The 17,724-nt window shown below is 70.7% G+C and carries 15 protein-coding genes; 3 read left to right on the top strand and 12 right to left on the bottom strand.

The features are described from left to right. The 5 genes from IU476_RS05220 to IU476_RS05200 all read right to left on the bottom strand — a co-directional run bounded on the left by IU476_RS05220 (position 1) and on the right by IU476_RS05200 (position 4,025). Positions 1–1,056, bottom strand: a complete 1,056-nt coding sequence (locus IU476_RS05220; RefSeq protein ID WP_195097020.1) for a DNA polymerase domain-containing protein — start codon at positions 1,054–1,056, stop codon at positions 1–3. Then, positions 1,053–2,135, bottom strand: coding sequence for an ATP-dependent DNA ligase (locus IU476_RS05215; RefSeq protein ID WP_195097018.1), 1,083 nt, complete (start codon positions 2,133–2,135; stop codon positions 1,053–1,055). Before IU476_RS05215 ends, IU476_RS05220 begins: the two co-directional genes overlap by 4 nt. Positions 2,136–2,231: 96 nt before the next feature. Further along, positions 2,232–2,630 (bottom strand): cold-shock protein, encoded by a 399-nt coding sequence (locus IU476_RS05210; protein WP_324193874.1) that lies wholly within the window; start codon positions 2,628–2,630, stop codon positions 2,232–2,234. Between the two features lie 40 nt (positions 2,631–2,670). Beyond that, complete coding sequence (locus tag IU476_RS05205) at positions 2,671–3,771, bottom strand: SPFH domain-containing protein (RefSeq protein WP_195097015.1); 1,101 nt, start codon at positions 3,769–3,771, stop codon at positions 2,671–2,673. Between the two features lie 14 nt (positions 3,772–3,785). Next, positions 3,786–4,025: an NfeD C-terminal domain-containing protein gene (locus IU476_RS05200; protein WP_195097013.1), complete on the bottom strand. Its 240-nt coding sequence runs from the start codon at positions 4,023–4,025 to the stop codon at positions 3,786–3,788. A gap of 140 nt (positions 4,026–4,165) precedes the next feature. On the opposite strand from IU476_RS05200, the gene IU476_RS05195 reads away from it, so the two are divergent. Further along, positions 4,166–5,704 carry a DHA2 family efflux MFS transporter permease subunit gene (locus tag IU476_RS05195; protein WP_195097011.1) on the top strand — a complete coding sequence of 513 codons (1,539 nt, stop codon included), beginning with the start codon at positions 4,166–4,168 and terminating at the stop codon, positions 5,702–5,704. A gap of 55 nt (positions 5,705–5,759) precedes the next feature. On the opposite strand, the gene IU476_RS05190 is transcribed toward IU476_RS05195, so the two are convergent. After that, positions 5,760–7,241: an MFS transporter gene (locus tag IU476_RS05190; RefSeq protein ID WP_324193873.1), complete on the bottom strand. Its 1,482-nt coding sequence runs from the start codon at positions 7,239–7,241 to the stop codon at positions 5,760–5,762. Between the two features lie 53 nt (positions 7,242–7,294). Here IU476_RS05190 and IU476_RS05185 point away from each other — a divergent pair, with 53 nt between their 5' ends. After that, a complete protein-coding gene (locus IU476_RS05185; protein WP_195097009.1) occupies positions 7,295–8,026 on the top strand; it encodes a TetR/AcrR family transcriptional regulator C-terminal domain-containing protein in 732 nt (243 codons plus the stop codon). 23 nt (positions 8,027–8,049) lie between these two features. Here the strand turns inward: IU476_RS05185 and IU476_RS05180 are convergent, their stop codons facing one another. Both IU476_RS05180 and IU476_RS05175 read right to left on the bottom strand, forming a co-directional pair. Continuing rightward, complete coding sequence (locus IU476_RS05180; protein WP_195097007.1) at positions 8,050–8,676, bottom strand: TetR/AcrR family transcriptional regulator; 627 nt, start codon at positions 8,674–8,676, stop codon at positions 8,050–8,052. A gap of 19 nt (positions 8,677–8,695) precedes the next feature. Then, on the bottom strand, positions 8,696–10,561 hold the full coding sequence (locus IU476_RS05175; protein WP_195097005.1) for a Na+/H+ antiporter: 1,866 nt from the start codon (positions 10,559–10,561) through the stop codon (positions 8,696–8,698). Between the two features lie 186 nt (positions 10,562–10,747). Here IU476_RS05175 and IU476_RS05170 point away from each other — a divergent pair, with 186 nt between their 5' ends. After that, positions 10,748–12,220, top strand: a complete 1,473-nt coding sequence (locus IU476_RS05170) for an FtsW/RodA/SpoVE family cell cycle protein (protein ID WP_195097533.1) — start codon at positions 10,748–10,750, stop codon at positions 12,218–12,220. 7 nt (positions 12,221–12,227) lie between these two features. On the opposite strand, the gene IU476_RS05165 is transcribed toward IU476_RS05170, so the two are convergent. Genes IU476_RS05165 through IU476_RS05150 form a run of 4 tightly spaced genes read right to left on the bottom strand, consistent with a single transcriptional unit; the run spans position 12,228 to position 17,597 of the window. Then, on the bottom strand, positions 12,228–13,562 hold the full coding sequence (locus tag IU476_RS05165; RefSeq protein WP_195097003.1) for a pyridoxal-phosphate dependent enzyme: 1,335 nt from the start codon (positions 13,560–13,562) through the stop codon (positions 12,228–12,230). Further along, positions 13,562–15,049, bottom strand: coding sequence for an alanine racemase (locus IU476_RS05160; protein ID WP_195097000.1), 1,488 nt, complete (start codon positions 15,047–15,049; stop codon positions 13,562–13,564). Before IU476_RS05160 ends, IU476_RS05165 begins: the two co-directional genes overlap by 1 nt. Beyond that, positions 15,046–16,323, bottom strand: a complete 1,278-nt coding sequence (locus IU476_RS05155; protein WP_195096998.1) for a heavy-metal-associated domain-containing protein — start codon at positions 16,321–16,323, stop codon at positions 15,046–15,048. The genes IU476_RS05160 and IU476_RS05155 overlap by 4 nt, the downstream gene beginning before the upstream one ends. Continuing rightward, the gene (locus IU476_RS05150) at positions 16,320–17,597 is read right to left on the bottom strand and encodes an aminotransferase class V-fold PLP-dependent enzyme (protein ID WP_324193872.1); all 1,278 of its coding nucleotides are present in this window, start codon (positions 17,595–17,597) and stop codon (positions 16,320–16,322) included. Before IU476_RS05150 ends, IU476_RS05155 begins: the two co-directional genes overlap by 4 nt. Positions 17,598–17,724: the final 127 nt, after the last annotated feature.

Here is a 17,724-nt window from a genome sequence, read left to right as displayed (position 1 = left end):
TCAGTCCTTGCGGGCGCGGCTGGGCTGGACGCGCGGGGGTTCGTCGGGCATCTTCGGGTAGACCGGCGGCCAGGGTGCGTCCATGAGCCCGGCTTTCCGGTCGCGGGCGGACATCTCGAGCAGTGGTTCGATGGATTGCGGGGTGCGGTCGGCCCAGGGGTCGCCGCGTTCGGCGACGCGGGCGGGGACGGTGGCGAGGGTGAGGGCGTCGGGGTCGACGGTGTCGAGTTCGTCCCAGGACAGCGGGGTGGAGACCTGGCCGCCGACCTTGGGTCGCACGCACCAGGCGCCGAAGACGGTGCGGTGCGGGGCGTTCTGGTTGTAGTCGACGAAGATGCGGCGGCCGCGGTTCTCCTTCCACCACTGGGCGGTGATGAGGTCGCCGTGGCGGCGTTCGAGTTCGCGGGCCAGGGCGACGGCGGCCGCGCGCACCTGGTAGCCGTCCCAGCGGGGTTCGAGCAGGATGTAGAGGTGCAGGCCGCGGGAGCCGGAGGTCTTGACGCGGGCGTCGATGCCGAGTTCGGCGCACAGGTCGCGGGTCAGGGCGGCGGTTTCGCGCAGGTCGTCGAAGGTGGTGCCGGGGGAGGGGTCCAGGTCGACGCGCAGCTCGTCGGTGACGCCGGTGGGCGGCAGGGGCTGCCCGGCGGCGTCGAACACTTCGGGCGCGGCGGGGGTGGGGGCGGCGTCGGCGTGGGTGGGCCAGACGTGGAATCCCAAGCAGCCCAGGTTGACCGCCCACAGGATGTGGGCGAGGTCGGCGGCGACGAGGGCGTCGCTGGTGGTGCCGTTGGGGGTGGACACGACGGTGGTGCGCAGCCAGTCGGGCACGGATTTGGGGACGCGTTTCTGGAACCAGGATTTGCCGCCGGCGCCGTCGGGGTAGCGTTCGAGCAGGACTGGCCGGTCGCGGACGGTGCGCAGGAACGGTTCGGCGACGGCCTGGTAGTAGCGGACGAGGTCGAGTTTGGTTTCGCCGCGTTTGCTGAAGTAGATCTTGTCGGGGTTGCTGATCGAGACGGTTCTGCCGTCGGTCTCGATCTCGACGGCGGCGCTCATTTCTTGGCCTCGGCGAAGATGTCGGCGAGTTCGGCGGGGGCGACCTCGTCGAGTTGGGCGTAGGTGCAGGATTCGGGGGTGCGGTCGTCGCGGAAGCGGACGAGGCGGCCGCCGTGGCGTAGTCGGCCGGCCATGACGTGTTCGTAGCGGACCTCGGCGACGAGTTCGGGGCGCAATGCCTCCCAGGACAGGTCCTTGCCGCCGGTCCAGCGGCTGAGGCCGCCGGGCATCTTGCCGTCGGCCTTGGCCTGCGCAGCGGCGTCGGCCCAACTGCGCCACGGGTGGTGGTCGAGGGCGTTTTCGCGCAGGGGGGCGAGTTCGTCGACGAGTTCGGTGCGGCGTGCGGCGGTGAAGCTGCTGGCGACGCCGACGTGGTGCAGGTTGCCGTCGTCGTCGTAGAGGCCCAGCAGCAGCGAGCCGACGCCGCGGCCGTCTTTGTGCCAGCGGAATCCGGCGACCACGCAGTCGGCGGTGCGTTCGTGTTTGACCTTCACCATGACGCGTTTGTCCTGCAGGTAGGGGAGGTCTTTGGCCTTGACCATGACGCCGTCGAAGCCGGCGCCCTCGAAGCGGGTGAACCAGTCCCGGGCGAGCTGGGGGTCGGAGGTCAGCGGTGTGAGGTGCAGGCGTTCGTAGGTGCCGGCGACGAGGGTTTCGAGGATGCGGCGGCGTTCGGCGAAGGGGCGTTCGGTGAGGTCGTCGTCGCCGAGGGCGAGCAGGTCGAAGGCGACGAAGCTGGCGGGGGTCTCGGCGGCGAGTTTGTTGACGCGGGAGGCCGCGGGGTGCAGGCGTTGCTGCAGGGTGTCGAAGTCCAGGCCCTGTTCGGTGACGACGACGATCTCGCCGTCGACGACGCAGCGGTCGGGCAGCGCCTTGCCCAGCAATTCCACCAGTTCCGGGAAGTACCGGGTCAGCGGCCGGTCGTTGCGGGAGCCCAGTTCGACCTCGGGGCCGTCGCGGAACACGATGCACCGGAACCCGTCCCATTTGGGTTCGTAGTACAGGTCGGGGTCGCGGGGCAGGTCCGAGGCCGATTTGGCGAGCATCGGCTTGACGGGTGGCATGACGGGCAGGTCCACACGATCCTCCTGAAGGTCGGTCTCACCCATACCGACGGTGCGGGCGACGGGATCTCATCGCCCGCAACTGTTCAGCAAGATCGTATGCCCGATTCCTCAGTTCTCCAGCCAGCCGTGCTGGTCGGCGAAGGCGGTGAGCCGGTCGCGGATGGTGAGGATTTCCCCGGCGGTGAGCGCGGGGCTGGCGTCCAGCAGCAGTTCGGTGATCAGTCGCCGGTGTTCGGCGGCGGTGAGCTGGCCGGAGTTGCGTTCGCGGTTGCGGTGGCGCGGTGGCGCGGCCGGTGCCGGTTGGCCGCCGACCGCGGTGAGGTTGACCGCTTTGGGTCCGCGGTCGCCCTCGGTCACCTCGAATTCGAACACCCGTCCCTGTCGCAGCTCGTCCTCGTCGAGTCCGATGTCGTTGACGTGGACGAACACATCGGGGCCACCGTCTTCCGGGCGGATGAAGCCGAATCCCCGAGAACTATCGAAGGACACCAATTTCCCGATGGACACCTACACCCGCTCCTCGTCGCAGTCCCATGCTGGGGTCACTCTAACCGGCCTGCTGGTCGTTGTCGGAGGAAAGAGCTTTTTGCAGGGAGTTGAAGACGGTCAACCCCTGCCCGACCATGCCGTTGACCAGTTCGCCCACCCCGTCGGGTCCGTTGAGGACGGTGAGGTTGGCGTTGGACAGGCCTTGAGCTGCTTGTTTGACGATTTCGGGGAGTTGTTCGATGAGCAGTTGGTCCAGGGCGATGCGGTTGTTGGAGGCGGCGGCCTCGGCCTGGATGCGGGTGCGGTCGGCTTCGGCCTCGGCGAGGATGCGGACTCGTTCGGCTTCGGCGCGCGCGGGTTTGACGACCTCGGCCTGCAGTTGCTGTTCGCGCAGTTCGGCTTCCTTGCGGGCTTGTTCGGCGCGCGCGGTGAGCACTTCCTGCAGGGCGACGGCCTGGGCGAGGGGCCCGGACTGGGCGGCCTCGGCGTTGGCCTTGTCGATGTCGCGCTGGTATTGGGCGCGCAGCAGCGCGGTTTCGCGGGCGTATTCGGCTTGTTTGCGGGCGGATTCCTGTTCGGCCTCGGCGGCGGCCTGGGCGGCTTGGGCCTGGGCGATCTGGGCGTCGCGTTTGACCGCGGCGTTGTGCGGTGCGGACAGCGCGGAGATGTAGCCGAGGTTGCCGTCGTCGATGGACTGGATCTGGAAGGAGTCGACCCACAGGCCGATGTTGCTCATCTCCACCTTGGAGGCGACCAGGACCTCGTCGGCGAGTTTCTGGCGTTCGCGGATGATCTCCTCGACGGTCATCGAGCCGACGATCGAGCGCAGGTGCCCGGAGAAGATGCGGCCGGTGAGCACCGACATCTCGCGTTCCTGTTCGGACAGGAATCGTTGTGCCGCGTTGACGATCGAGGCGGTGTCGTTGGCGACCTTGAACGCGATGACCGCGCGCACGTCGAGCTGGATCGCCTGTTTGGTGACGCAGCGTTCGGAGATCTCGGCTTCGAACATGGCCAGCGACAGGTAGCTGACCTTGCGAAAGAACGGCACGACCCAATTGCCGCGGCCGATGACCACCCGGAACGGCGCGTTGTCGGCGGCGCGTCCGCCGCTGACCAGCATCGCCTCGTCGGGATCGGGCACGTGGTACCCCAGCACTGTTGTCTCCCTTGCTATTTCGTTGTAGCCCCACCCGGCCCGAGATCGAGCGGCACCCAGGGCACGACATCGACGATGCGGCCGGGGTTGACCTGCACGACGAGCACGGTGGTGCCGGCGTCGAGCGGTTCGGCGGCGCGCGCGATGTAGATTTCGGTTCCCCCTCGGATCGCGACCAGGACCTCCCCGAGCATGTCTGCGCCCCGGATCGGCGTTGTGAGCGTACCGGTCGAGCCCTGCACCGGGTCGGTCATCGGCGGGAACTCCTTGCCGGGCAACGGTGTACAACAGTGGTCGTTCAGCCTACCGTCGAGTGCGGGGGACCCATTGTGGTCGAACGTCCGGTTTCGGAATTACGCTGGTCATTCGATCCGGAGCCTGGCAGGCTGAAGCGGTGACTACTCCTCCGGATACTCCCGGGCCGCAGTCGGATCCGGCATCCGACAAGCTCGACGCCGCCGTGTTCAAGGTGGCCGGTGTGGTCGTGCTCGGCGCGATCATGTCCATTCTCGACATCACCGTCGTCACCGTCGCCATTCCGAAGTTCCAGACCGAATTCGACGCCAGCTACGCCATCGCCGCGTGGGCGATGACCGGCTACACCCTCGCGCTGGCCAGCGTCATCCCGGTGACGGGCTGGGCGGCCGACCGATTCGGTACCAAACGCCTCTACATGCTCGCGCTGGTGTTCTTCGTGCTCGGCTCGGTGCTGTGCGCGACCGCGTGGAACATGCCCTCGCTCATCGCCTTCCGCATCATCCAGGGTCTGGGCGGCGGCATGCTGATGCCGCTGGGCATCACGATCATGACCCACGCCGCCGGGCCCCAGCGGGTGGGCCGGGTGATGGCGGTGATGGGCGTGCCGATGCTGCTCGGCCCCATCCTGGGCCCGATCCTGGGCGGCTGGCTGATCGGGTTCCACTGGCAGTGGATCTTCCTGATCAACGTGCCGATCGGCGTGATCGCGCTGACCCTGGCGTTCGTGGTGCTCGAATCCGATCGGCCCGAGCCCTCGCAGTCCTTCGACTTCCTCGGCATGCTGCTGGCCTCGCCCGGTCTGGCGCTGTTCCTCTACGGCGTGTCCTCGATTCCCGAGGAGCACACCGTGGCGTCGGCCAAGGTGCTGATTCCCGCGGCGGCCGGGCTGGTGCTGCTGGTGTTGTTCGTGCTGCACGCGCTGCGCACCGAACACCCGCTGATCGACCTGCACCTGTTCCGCAACCGGGACCTCACCTTCGCGGTGCTGACGATGCTGCTGTTCGCGGTGGCGTTCTTCGGCTCGGGCCTGCTGCTGCCCAGCTACCTGCAGCAGGTGCGCGGCGAGAGCGCGCTGCACGCCGGATTGCTGCTGGCCCCACAGGGTCTGGGCGCGATGCTGACGATGCCGATCGCCGGGCGGCTGGTCGACAAGATCGGGCCCGGCAAGATCGTGATGACCGGTATCGCGGTGATCGCGGTGGGCATGGTGTTCTTCACCCAGCTCGAGGCCGACACCTCCTACTGGGCGATGGGCGCGGCGCTGTTCGTGACCGGTCTGGGCATGGGCTGCACCATGATGCCGACGATGACCGCGGCCATCCAGACCCTCACCCACCAGCAGGTGGCGCGCGGGTCGACGCTGATGAACATCGTGAACCAGACCTCGGCGTCGATCGGCACCGCCACGATGTCGGTGGTGCTGACCAACCTGCTCAACGACAAGCAGTTCGCCCAGGTCGCCATCGCCTCGAACTTCGACGCCTCGATCGCGGCGAAGCTGCCGCCGGGCGCGGTGGGCGAGGGCCTGTCGCAGGCCGCGAGCGCCTTCGCCCACACCTACGTCGTCGCGGTGGTGCTGGTGGTGGCCACGCTGGTCCCGGCGGCGTTCCTGTCGCGCCGGAAACCGGCGAATCCCGAGGCGGTCGCCGACGCCCCGGTGATGATGGGGCACTGAGTATTTCGCGTCCGCGCCCGCTTCCGCCGCGACGGCGGAGGCGGGCGCGGTGCGTTCAGGCGACCGGGGTCGTCTCCGGCCGCGCGTCCTGGAGCGGCTTGCGGGTGCGCAGCAGGATCAGCCCGAGGGCCGCCGCGGCCACGGCGAATCCGGCGCTGATCCACGACCCGTAGTGCATGGCGGTGGTGAACGCCGCCTTCGCGGGATCGGTGAACCCGAGTTGCAGTGCGGCGCCGATGTTGTCGCGCGCCGCGGCCGGCAGGTCGGCGGGCATGTGCGAGGTGAACACCCCGGCCAGCACGCTGCCCAGCACCGCGATGCTCAGCGCCTGGCCGACCTGCTGGAGCGTGTCGTTCATGGCCGAGCCGACCCCGGCGTGCTCGAGCGGGATGGCGCTCATGATCGAGGCGTAGGCCGACGGGCCGGCCAGGCCGCCGCCCACGCCCATCACCAGCATCGACACCAGCACCCACGGGTAGCTCTCGGCGGTGGCCAGCACCGCGAACGCCGCGCCCATCACCAGCAGGCCCGACACGATGAGCGTCTTGTTGCTCAGCGTCTTGCCCAGGGTGGCGCCCAGCCCGTTGCAGACCGCCGCGGCCACCGCGTAGGGCAGCAGCGCGAATCCGGCCTTCATCGGGGTGTAGCCGAGCACGAACTGCAGATACTGGGTGAGCATCAGCAGGACGGCGCCCATGCCGAACACCATCAGCAGCAGGGTCAGGCAGGTGCCGGTGAAGTCGCGGTTGCGGAATACGCCCAGCGGCAGCATCGGATGCGGGGAACGGTGCTCCCAGTAGGCGAATCCGGCGGCGGCCACGGCGGCCAGCGCGATGACCGCAACATTCCACTCCCGCTCGATGATGACGTACACCGTCGCGGTGAGCGCCACCACCGACAGGCCCACCCCGATCAGGTCCACCGGGCGCTGCTCGCCGAAGGATTCGGGCATCAGCACCACCGCGGCCGCGATCGCCACGAGCGCGACCGGGATGTTGAGCAGGAACACCGATCCCCACCAGAAGTGCTGCAGCAGAAAGCCGCCCAGCGTCGGGCCGAGCACGATGCCGACCATCGACACCGTCGACCAGCCGGCCATGGCCTTGCGGCGCTCGTCCTCGGCGAAGGTGGTCATCAGGATCGACAGCGTCGAGGGCATGAGCAGTGAGCCGCCGACGCCCATGGCCGCGCGTGCGGCGATCACCTGCCACGGTTCGCTCGACAGCACCGCCACCGCCGACGCCACGCCGAACACCGCGAGCCCGGTGATCAGCATTCGGCGCCGCCCGAACCGGTCGGACAGCGCGCCCGCGGTCAGCAGCAGGCCCGCGAACACCAGGATGTAGGCGTCGAGGATCCACTGGATGTCGGAGGGGCTCGCGCCGAGCTCGCGGATCAGCGAGGGGATGGCGAGATTGAGGACGGTGCCGTCGATCATCAGCACCAGCAGCGACAGGCACAGGACCGCCAGGATCCACCAGCGGCGCGGATCGCGGGCGGGTGCGCCCGCCGGATCTCGTACAGTGTTCGATTCCACTCGCACACCGTACGATAAACTCGAACGGTGTGCCAGTGATTTAGGGTGAGCAGGTGGCCAAGAAGTTCTCGTCGGTGTGGACCCGCCCGCCGCGCCCGTCCCGCAGCGCCGGGCTGAGCCGGGACCAGATCGTGGCCGCGGCCCTGGAACTGCTCGACGCCGAGGGGCTCGAGGCGCTGAGCATGCGCAAACTCGGCGCCCGGCTCAACGCCGGGGCCACCAGCCTGTACTGGCACGTCGCGAACAAGGACGACCTGCTGGAACTGGCCCTCGACGAGTTCTGGGGCTGGGTGCGGATCCCCGAACCCGAGCACGCGCCGTGGCGCGAGGTGATCACCACCTTCGTCTACAGCCTGCGCGCCACCATGCTCGAGCACCCGTGGGTGGCCGGGCTCATCGGGCAGATGCCGATGGTGGGGCCCAAGGCCTTCGAACTCAGCGACCGGCTGCGCCGCGCCTTCGTGCAGGCCGGATTCACCGGCCTCGACATCTATCTCGCCTCGGGCATGGTGATGAGTTTCGTGCTGGGGCAGGTGGTTCCCGAGATCAGCCTCAAACGCGCCGCGCCCGGCGAGGACTGGGACTACGACGACGCCATGGCCACCCTCGAACAGGTGGCGCCCGACTACCCGGAGATGCTCGCGGACTACCGCGACCTCATGCCCACCGATCCCAACACCGCGCGCATGGTCGCCTACGACTTCGGCCTGCTGTGCGTGCTCGACGGCCTCGAGGCCCGCCTGCGCGCCGCCGCCACCCAGGAGCCCGCCCGCAAGCCCCGCTGAAACCGGTTGCGCCGCAGAACGATTCAGTCGCGGTACAGCGACCGGTAGGCGGTGATCACCGCCACCAGATGCTCCACCACCTGCTCGCGCGTCACCTTCAGCGACCCGTTGAGCCACGCCGAGAACATGCCCGCGTTGCCCGAGGCCATCGTCACCGCCGCCATCCGCCGCCGCACCGGATCCTCGATGTGGCGGAACAGGTGGTCCTGGATCAGCCGCGTGAACGAGGGCATCACCGCGATCGTGGTCTGCCCCAGCCCCGTGCTCGAGTACGGCTCCACCAGGAACAGCCGCGACTTGCGCGGATCCTCGAGCACCTTGTCCACCAGCACCGTCGCCAGCTCCCGGTCGCGCGCGGGGCTGTCGGCGGCGGCGAAGGCGGTCATCGGCTCCAGGAACTCCTCGGCCACCTGCCGGTAGAGCACGTCGAGCAGATCGTCACGGCTGCTGAAACTCTCGTAGAAGTAGCGGTCGGTGAGAGTGGCGGTGCGGCACACCGCGCGCATCGTCACCGCGCCCGCGCCCGCCTCGCCGATCAGATCCAGCGCGGCCTCGAGCAGCGCGGCCCGGCGGGCCTCGCGGCGTTCGGTGAGCGTGGTCCCGCCCCAGAGGCGCGGTTCGGCGTCGGCGGAGTCCTGACCTGTGTGCACGCGCCCACCCTAACGGCCCTCAGCCGAGCAGTTCGTCGACATAGCACCAGCGCCACTTCTCGCCCGGCTCCACGCTGCGCATCACCGGATGCGCGGTCGCGCGGAAGTGGCCGCTGGCGTGATTGCCCGGCGAGGAGTCGCAGCAGGCGACATGCCCGCAGGTCAGGCACATGCGCAGATGCACCCACGTCATGCCCTCGGCGACGCATTCGGCGCAGCAGTCGGGGGTGTCGGGCGCGGCGGTGTGCGGCGCCTCGCGCAGATGCTCGCAGTCCCCGGCGCCGGCAGCCCGCAACGGGCCCGAGGGCTCGTCGTCGACCTCCACCACCCGGTCGATCGTCGACTCCTCCATGTCCAGCGCCGCCAGCACGTGCGCGAGCACCTCGTGATCCACCGCGCCCGCGTCGCGCACCTCGAGCACGGTCGCGCGCTCGGCGCGCAGCATCGCCAGCCGCAGCCGCCGGTACTCGCCGCTGGGGGTGATCCGCACCGACTCCGCGCGCCCCAGCTGCTCCCACGCCGCGAACACCCGCCGCGACACCCGATCGCGCAGCGCCGCCACCACCTCCGGCGGCGTCTCCGCCACCACCTGCGCCTCCAGTTCCGCCAGGCCCGCGGCGGTGGCCTGCTGCAGCAGATTCGCCTCCGCCAGCGCGTCCTCGGCGCGGCTGGGCCCGCGCACCCGCAGCACCCGCACCAGCATCGGCAGCGAAACACCTTGCACCAGCAGCGTTCCGCCGACCACCACCAGCGCGAGCAGCTTCAGCGTCGCCAGTTCCGGGGTGTCCTCGGGCAGCAGCAGCGCCGCGGCGAGGGTCACCACCCCGCGCATCCCCGACCACGACACCACCGCCGGGCCCGTCCACGCCGGGCGCGGATAGCCGCGTCGCCGCGACTCGACGAACCACGCGAAGTAGGTGGCCGGGAACACCCACACCGGCCGCGCCACCACCACCGTGCACAGCACCGCGACGCAGGTGCCCACGATCGTGCCGTGGTCCAGGCCGCTGTTCCAGGCGTCCTCGACGATGTGGCGCACCTGCAACCCGATCAGCAGGAAAACCGCGCTCTCCAACAGGAATTGGATGGTGTGCCAGTTGGTGCGCTCGGCGATGCGCGAGGCCGCGGTCTGCCACACCGGCGCGCCCTGCCCCAGGATCAGCCCGCACACCACCACCGACATCACTCCAGACGCGTGCGCCGCCTCGGCCGGCAGGTACGCCGCGAACGGGGCCAGCAGCGACAGGCTGGTGTCGAGCACCGGATCGGTGATGCGCCGGCGCAGCACCGCCAGCACCGCGGCCGCGAGGACCCCGATCAGCGCGCCGCCGCCCGCGGCGTAGAAGAAGTCGCCGCCGGCCTGCCACACGCTGAAACTGCCCGCCATCGCCGCGATCGCGGTGCGCAGCGACACCAGCGCGGTCGCGTCGTTGAACAGCGACTCGCCCTCGAGCAGCGTCACGATCCGCCGCGGCATCCCGACCCGGCGCGCCACCGCGATCGCGGCCACCGCGTCCGGCGGCGCGACCACCGCGCCGATCGCCACCGCCGCCGCGAACGGCACGCCCAGCAGCCGCCACACCACCGCGGCCACCGCGAACGTCGTGAACAGCACCAGACCCACCGACAGCAGCGCGATCGACAGCTTCTTCGGCCGGAACTCGATCAGCGAGGTGTTGATCGCCGCAGTGTAGAGCAGCGGCGGCAGCAGACCCAGCAGCACCAGTTCCGGGTTGATGTCGACCTGCGGGATGAACGGCAGATAGGAGGCGACGACCCCGGCCACGGTCAGCAGCAGCGGCTCGGCCATGCCCAGCCGGCGCGCCAGCGCCGCCAGCGCGACCGCCACGGCGACCAGGATCACCAATCCGACAGCGATATGCACCCGACCATCGTGCCAGCACCCGCCGCGACCAGCGCGATCGGTTCGCCCCGAGCCGAATTCGCCCGCCTCGCCGACCGGTCGGAACCACCGCCGCGGGGGCTCGACAGTGGACTGTCGCCGACCTCGAGGAGGGGCTCGGCGCGGTCCTCGACCGTGGCCGGCCGCCGCGCCGCGGCACGCATACTGGTGGGCGTGAGCGCGTTTCGGGACAGGCCGCCGTCGGGACCGATCGCGGCGGTGTCCGGGCCGATCGGCCGCCGCCACCCGCGCCGCGCCGAACTGGTGCTGTGCGCGGCGGCCATCGCCTTGGTCGCGGTGGCCGCGCTGGGAGTGTCCTCGGCCGCGGGCGGCGAGGGCCGCGGGTCGCTGCAGTGGGCGCTGGCCGTGTTCGCGGGACTGGTGCTGCTGGCGCATCTGGCGGTGCGGCGGCTGGCGCCCAAGGCCGACCCGGTGCTGCTGCCCTGCGTCACCGTGCTCAACGGGCTCGGGCTGGTGTTCATCGACCGGCTCGACCGCGCCGAGACCGCCACCGCCGCCGCCCTGGGCAAGGCCGCGCCCTCGCCCGACGCCCCGCACCAGCTGGTCTGGACCGCCGGCGGGATCGCGCTGTTCACCCTGCTGCTCGCGGTGGTGCGCGAGCACGGGCAACCCGCCCGCTACGCCTACACCTGCGGGCTCGCCGGTCTGGTGCTGTTGCTGATCCCGGCGGTGCTGCCGGCGCGGTTCAGCGAGGTCAACGGCGGCAAGAGCTGGATCATGCTGTCGGGCTTCTCGATTCAGCCCGGCGAGTTCGCGAAGGTGCTGCTGCTGGTGTTCGTCGCCGGATACCTGGTCGCCCACCGCGACCTTTTCACCGCCGCCGGCACTCGCCTGCTCGGGTTCACCGTGCCGCGGCTGCGCGATCTCGGGCCACTGCTGCTGGTGACGTTCGTGTCGGTGCTGGTGCTGGTGTACGAGAAGAACCTGGGTTTCTCGCTGCTGGTGTTCGGCACCGTGCTGGCCATGCTCTACATCGCGACCGGGCGCGCGTCGTGGCTGCTGATCGGGATCGCCATGTTCGCCGTCGGCGCGGTCATCGCCTACCACCTGTTCGGGCACGTGCGGGTGCGGGTGCGGGTGTGGCAGGACCCGATGGCCACCTATTACACCAACGGCTACCAGATCGCCCAGGCCCTGTTCGGGCTCGGCACCGGCGGCCTGTCGGGCACCGGGCTCGGCGGCGGGCGCCCGCAGGAGGTGCCCTTCGCCAAGACCGACTTCATCGTCTCCACCCTCGGCGAGGAACTGGGCCTGATCGGGCTCACCGCGATCCTGCTGCTGTTCACCGTCCTGACCGTGCGCGGGTTCACCGCCGCGCTGGCCACCCGCGACGCGTTCGGCAAACTGCTCGGCGGCGGGCTGGCGTTCTCGCTGGGCTGGCAGCTGTTCGTGGTGGTCGGCGGCGTCACCAAACTGATCCCGCTCACCGGGCTCACCACCCCGTTCATGTCCTACGGCGGCTCGTCGCTGCTGGCCAACTACGTGATCGTGGCGCTGCTGATGCGGATCTCGCACGACGCGCGCACCGCCGCCGCGCCCGCCGCGCCGCCGCCCGCGCCGATCGCCGAGGCGATGACCGAGCACATCCGTCAGCACCACCTGCCCCGCCGCGACCGGTGAACCGCGCTCAGCGCGGCGCGGACTCCATCGGCAGGCCCGCGTCGCGCCAGGCCACGATGCCGCCGGCCAGGCTCGCCGCGTCGTAGCCCGCGCGCCGCGCCAGCGCCGCGAACCGTGCCGACACCTCACCCACCGGGCACACGAACACCACCGGCCGCGACCGCGAGAACGGCACCCCGTGGGCGAGCATGTCGTCGAGCTGGTCGTCGCGGATGTTCAGCGCGCCGGGCACGTGCCCGATCCGGTAGGCCATCGCGCCGCGGGTGTCGACGATCGTCGGGCGTGCGGTCGCGTCGAGCTCGGCCAGCGCGTCCGGCGACAGCGCCGGCACCGCCGCCAGCTCCTGCGCCGTCGGCGGCGCGGCACGGGAACCGGTGCGGCCGAACAGATCCGGGCGGCGCTTGCGGATGTAGGACAGATACGGTTCGAGGCGGTCGCAGACGATGAACACCGCCACCACGGGCGTATCGGTGGCGATCGTCGAATAGTCCAGCGAGCGCAGGAAATCCAGGGTCGCGGCGTAGGTGGCGCCGCTGGTCGGGCCCGCCAGCACGCCGTAGCCGGTGGCCAGCTCCAGGGTGGCCTCGATGGCGCGCGCGGAGTCCACGGTCAGGACGCGGTCGTAGAAGTCGGGCCGGAACAGGCCCACCTCCCACATCTCGGTCTCCGAGCGGATGCCGGGAATGAAATCCGAGCGTTCCGACACCACCGCCAGCGCCCGCAGTTCCGGATTGTGCTTGCGCAGATAGGTGGCGGTGCCGCGGGTGGAGCCGGTGGTGCCCAGGCCGCCGGCGAGATAGTCGACGCGGTGCACGCCGTCGCGGGCGAGGTCCTCGTGGATCTCGCGGCCGGTGCCGTGATAGTGCGCCTCGATGTTCTTCTCGTTGGTGTACTGCGACGGATGATGGTAGGCGCCGGGGCTTTTCGCCATCGTCGACTCGATCACCGAGTACACGTCGTTGGGGGTGGTGGGATCCGGGCACTCCGACAGCCCCGGCAGCTCCTCGATCTCGGTGCCGAACAGCTCCAGCAGCTCGCGCACCTCGGCGACCTTGATGCGGTTGGTGACCGCGCGCAACCCGACCCCGTGCAGCGCGCCCAGGATGCGCAGCGCCTTGGCGGTGTTGCCGCTGGACGCCTCGATCAGCGTCTGGCCGCGCGCGCTGATCTCGGCCAGGTCGTCGCGGATCATGCCCCACGCGACGCGGTCCTTCACCGACCCGAACGGGTTGTGCGACTCCAGCTTCGCGTAGAGCCGCACATTGTGCAGGCCGTGCACCGCGGGGTCCAGGCGCAGCAACGGGGTGTTGCCGATGAGTTCGGTGATGTGGTCGTAGGCCATCACGCCGTCCCGGAACCGGGCTGCCCGGCGGCGGTCGCGTACCCGGTGACCGGGGCGGGCTCGTAGTCGCGGTCGCGGCACACCTCGAACGCGCCGGACCGGTGCGCCACCGCCAGTTTCGGCGGCAGCGGATGCATCGATGCGGCCGCTGCCGACAGATCCGAGTGGTAGGCGGCGGTATTGGGGAACACCACCAGGTCCCCGGGCCGCGGCTGCCGCGCCGGCCACACCTTGTGATTGGTGATCAGGTCGCGTTCCAGGCACAGTCGGCCCGCGAAGAACACCCCCACCGGGCCCGGCTCGGCGCCGCGCGCCGGCAGGTCGCGGTGCGCGCGGCTGGGCACGATGATCGGATCCACCATCACCTCCTGGTCGGCCGGGGTGACGGTGTCGCGGCTGAGGTCGAGATTGACCAGCACGCTGCCGTCGGCGGCGCGTTTGACGAATTCGACGCGGGACACGGTGATCCCGGCGTGGTCGACCAGCGCCTTGCCCGGCTCGAGCCACAGCTCCAGCAGGTTCTCGGTGGCGACCTGCGCGACGGTGCGGCCGCCGTGCGCGTCGAGCGGGGCGGCGAGCAGATCGTCGAGCATGCGGGTCGCGGGCACGGTGTTGGCGTACTTGTGGAACACCGGGATCCCGTGCAGGCCCGCGTCGTCGAGATGGAACCCGAAGGTGTTGCCGCCCCACGTCATCGGCTCGCCGCGGCCCAGCAGCGCCTCCCGCAGCGCCGCGACGTAGGCGTCGAAACGGTCGGGGTCGGCGGTGAACACCTGCCGGAAACCGCCGCCGATGTCGAGCACGCTCGGCGCCAGCCCGCGGGAGTAGGCGCGTTCGATCAGCTCCAGGCACGCCTCCACCGCCCGCACCCGCTCTGCGGGCTCCCCGGAATCGAGGTGGAACGCGAAGCCGCGCAACACGATCCGCTCGCCGTGCGCGGCGAGCAGCCGCAGCGCCTGCTCGGCGTCGTCGAGCGCGATCCCGAACCGGCTCACCGCGGTGGCCCGGAAACCCGACATGCGCAGCAGCACCGGCACCCGCGCCCGCTCCCCAGCCAGCTCGCCCAGCCGCCGCAGCTCCCACAGGTTGTCCACGTTCACCGTGACCGCGGCGTCGACCAGTTCGCGCAGGAACGTCTCGCCCTTGGGTCCGGTGACCTCGATGCGTGCCGGACCGAACCCGGCGTCGACCGCGGCGGCCAGTTCCTGCGCCGAGGCCACGTCCACCGCGATCCCGGCGTGCTCGGCGGTGCGCAGGAACGCCCGCGACCGATTCACCTTGTGCGCGTAGCAGATTCGGTGCGCGGGCAGCCGCCGGTCGAGCACCGCGCGCAGCCGGGCCAGGTTCTCCGCGTACACCTGCGGGAACACCAGATGCGCGGGTGAGCCGAAACGGGTCACCGCGTCCTCGGCGGCGCCGGGGGAGTCGAGGAACGCGCGCACCAGCGGATGCAGTTTCGCCGGCAGCGCGGGAACGGGGGCGCTCATACCGCGGTTTCCGTGCCGCGGCGCGCGGCGGGCTGCACCGCGGGCCGCGTCGGCACCGGGTTGTAGCCGCCGTCGCGCAGCGCCTCGAAGGCGCGATGGCGGTTGCGGGGACTGCGGAACTCCGCCACCACCCGCTTGCCCAGCAGATCCACCTCGTGCACGCGGATCTGCATCGACTCCAGCACCCCGGTGATGGTGCGCACGCAATGCTTGCAGTTCATGTCGGGCACGTAGAAGATCTGGTCCTCGGCCGCGAGGTCGCCGCCCTCGGGCTCGGCCGCCCCGGGCACCTCGACCACGGTGAGCGCGGCGACCGCGGCGGCGAACGACTCGACGAAGGTGTCGACCACGCCCGGCAGCACGCTGTAGTGCTCGCCGTCGACCTGGTGGGCCGTGGCGGCCAGGCACGCCGGGCGGGTGCCCGGCGCCAGCAGCGCGTACTGGCGCGAGATGAGATCGAGTTCGTCGTGGTACTTCTCGATCGCCGCGGGCACCGACAGGCCCTCGGTGGTAGTGGCGCGGCGCATCACCGCGTGCGCGTCGGTGATGGTGGCGTCCTTCATCGCCCGCAGGGTCGCCACCGTGTCGGCGGTGTAGCGCACGGTGCCGTCGGGCTGGCGGGCGAAGGCCGCCGGGATCATGCCGCGCCGGTAGGTGGAGGCCTGCAACTCCCAGAACCAGCGGGTCGCGACCGCGGCGAAAATACCCGAATCGCGCATGCCGTAAGCGAATTCGACCGGCGTGCGATACGGCGTCCAGCGCGCCAGCAGCGCGTGCTGGGCCAGCACCCGCCCGCACGCCTCGATGCCCACGCGGAAGATGTCGAGCGGGTCGTGGTCGGTGGTGGTGCCCGCGAGCACCTCCCGGTCGCGGCGCGAGATTCCCGCGATGCGTTGCGCGAGTGCGGAATCGGCTTCCAGGGCGTGCCACATGCCCAGCACGGCCTCGCGCATCGCGATCGGCACGATCGGGCCCAGCCCCCCGGCGTGGAAGTGGCCGGTGTTGGGGACGCCGTCGGAGTCGGTCCACTCGATGCGGTGGGTGGCGCTGGTGACCTGGTCGGGGCGGCACGGCCGCATGAACCGCTCCAGATACATCCGCTGCGACAGCGTGAGGTGACTGTTGGGCTCCGAACGCACCGGCGCACAGAGGTATTCGATCCGCGCCGGCGCGGGGGCGGGCGGATCGGCGAACAGGCCCGGCCGGGCCAGCCCGGCCAGCACCCGGGAGGCCGCGCGCCGGTCGTAGCGCGGATGCGCCTGGTCGGTTGTCATCGGACCTCCGTGGCTATGGCGGTGACACACCGCACGAACCGGTCGATCTCCTCGGCGGTGGTGTACAGGTGCGTGCTCACCCGTACCGAATCATCATCGGCGGCGCCGCCGCCGGGCGTGCCGCCGGTCGCGGGAACACAGTGCGCGCCGGTGCGCACGAGGAACCCCGACTCGGCGAGCACGAACCCCAGATCGGTGGAGCCGATCCCGGCGAGGGTGAAAGACACTGTGCCGTAACCGGTTTCGCACGGCGCGTAGCCCGGGCCGGGCAGGAACTCCAGGCCCGGGGCCGCGCGCAGGCCCTCGATCAGCCGCGTGGTCAGCGCCCGGTTGTGCGCGGCGACCGCGTCCAGGCCCACGGAGTCCAGGAACTCCAGCGCCGCGCCCAGAGCGAGCAGGCCCGGCAGATTGGGGGTGCCGCCCTCCATCCGCTCGGGCATCGCCGCCGGCGCCAGCCCCCATTCCGTCACCGCCACAGCGGAATTGCCGCCCGGCAGGAACGCGGTGAGCTGGTCGTGCACGCGCCGCGCGCAGTACAGCACGCCGGTGCCGGGCGCGCCGAACATCTTGTGCGCCGACAGCACCGCGAAATCCGCGCCCAGCTCCCGCACGTCGACCGGCAGGTGCCCGGCGCTCTGGCTGCAGTCGAAACACAGCAGCACCCGCTCGTCGAGGCGGCCGCGCAACTCCTCGAGAGTGGTGCGCGCGCCGAACACGTGATGCAGGTGGGCCACGGTGAGCAGCCGGGTGCGGGGGCCGAGTTTGGCGGCGATGTCGTCGATGTCGGCCTCGCCGAGCGCGGTCACCCGGTAGGGCACCAACCGGATGCGGCGCCCGAACCGCGCCAGCGTGGCCTGCAGCTGCCGCCACGGATACACGTTGGAGGCGTGATCGCGTGGGCTGTACAGGATTTCGTCGCCGTCCTCGAGCGCGCCGAGCCCCCACGCCAGCGCGACGGCGTTGAGGCCCGCGGTGGCGCCCGCGGTGAAGACGATCTCCTCCGGTGAGGCGTTGAGGAATCGCGCGGTGCGGGCGCGGACGTCGGCGACGGCGCGGGTGAGGGTGGTCGCCCACGGATAGCTGCCGCGCCCGGCGTTGGCGGTGCGGGAACTGTGGTAGCGGTGCACGGCCTCGATCACCGGACGCGGCTTCTGCGTGGTGGAGGCGCTGTCGAGATACACCTCGGCGGTCTCGGCCAGGGCGGGGAACAGCTCGCGCAGCGCCTGCGGGGAGAACGCGGGATCGGGGGCAGTCCGAGACGTAGCTGACCGCACCGCGACGCTCCCTTCGGGTCGTGACGCTCCGACCTCACCAACGATCCGACCTTCTCAACGATACGCACATTTCGCGAGGTGTTCGAACGCGGTCGCGGCCAACGGGTTTCACCCGGCGCACGCGTCG

The sequence above is a fragment of the Nocardia blacklockiae genome (assembly GCF_015477355.1).
GTDB lineage: Bacteria > Actinomycetota > Actinomycetes > Mycobacteriales > Mycobacteriaceae > Nocardia > Nocardia blacklockiae.
The sequence above is the reverse complement of the archived record's forward strand: the minus strand, read 5'-3'. Positions and strand labels throughout refer to the sequence as shown.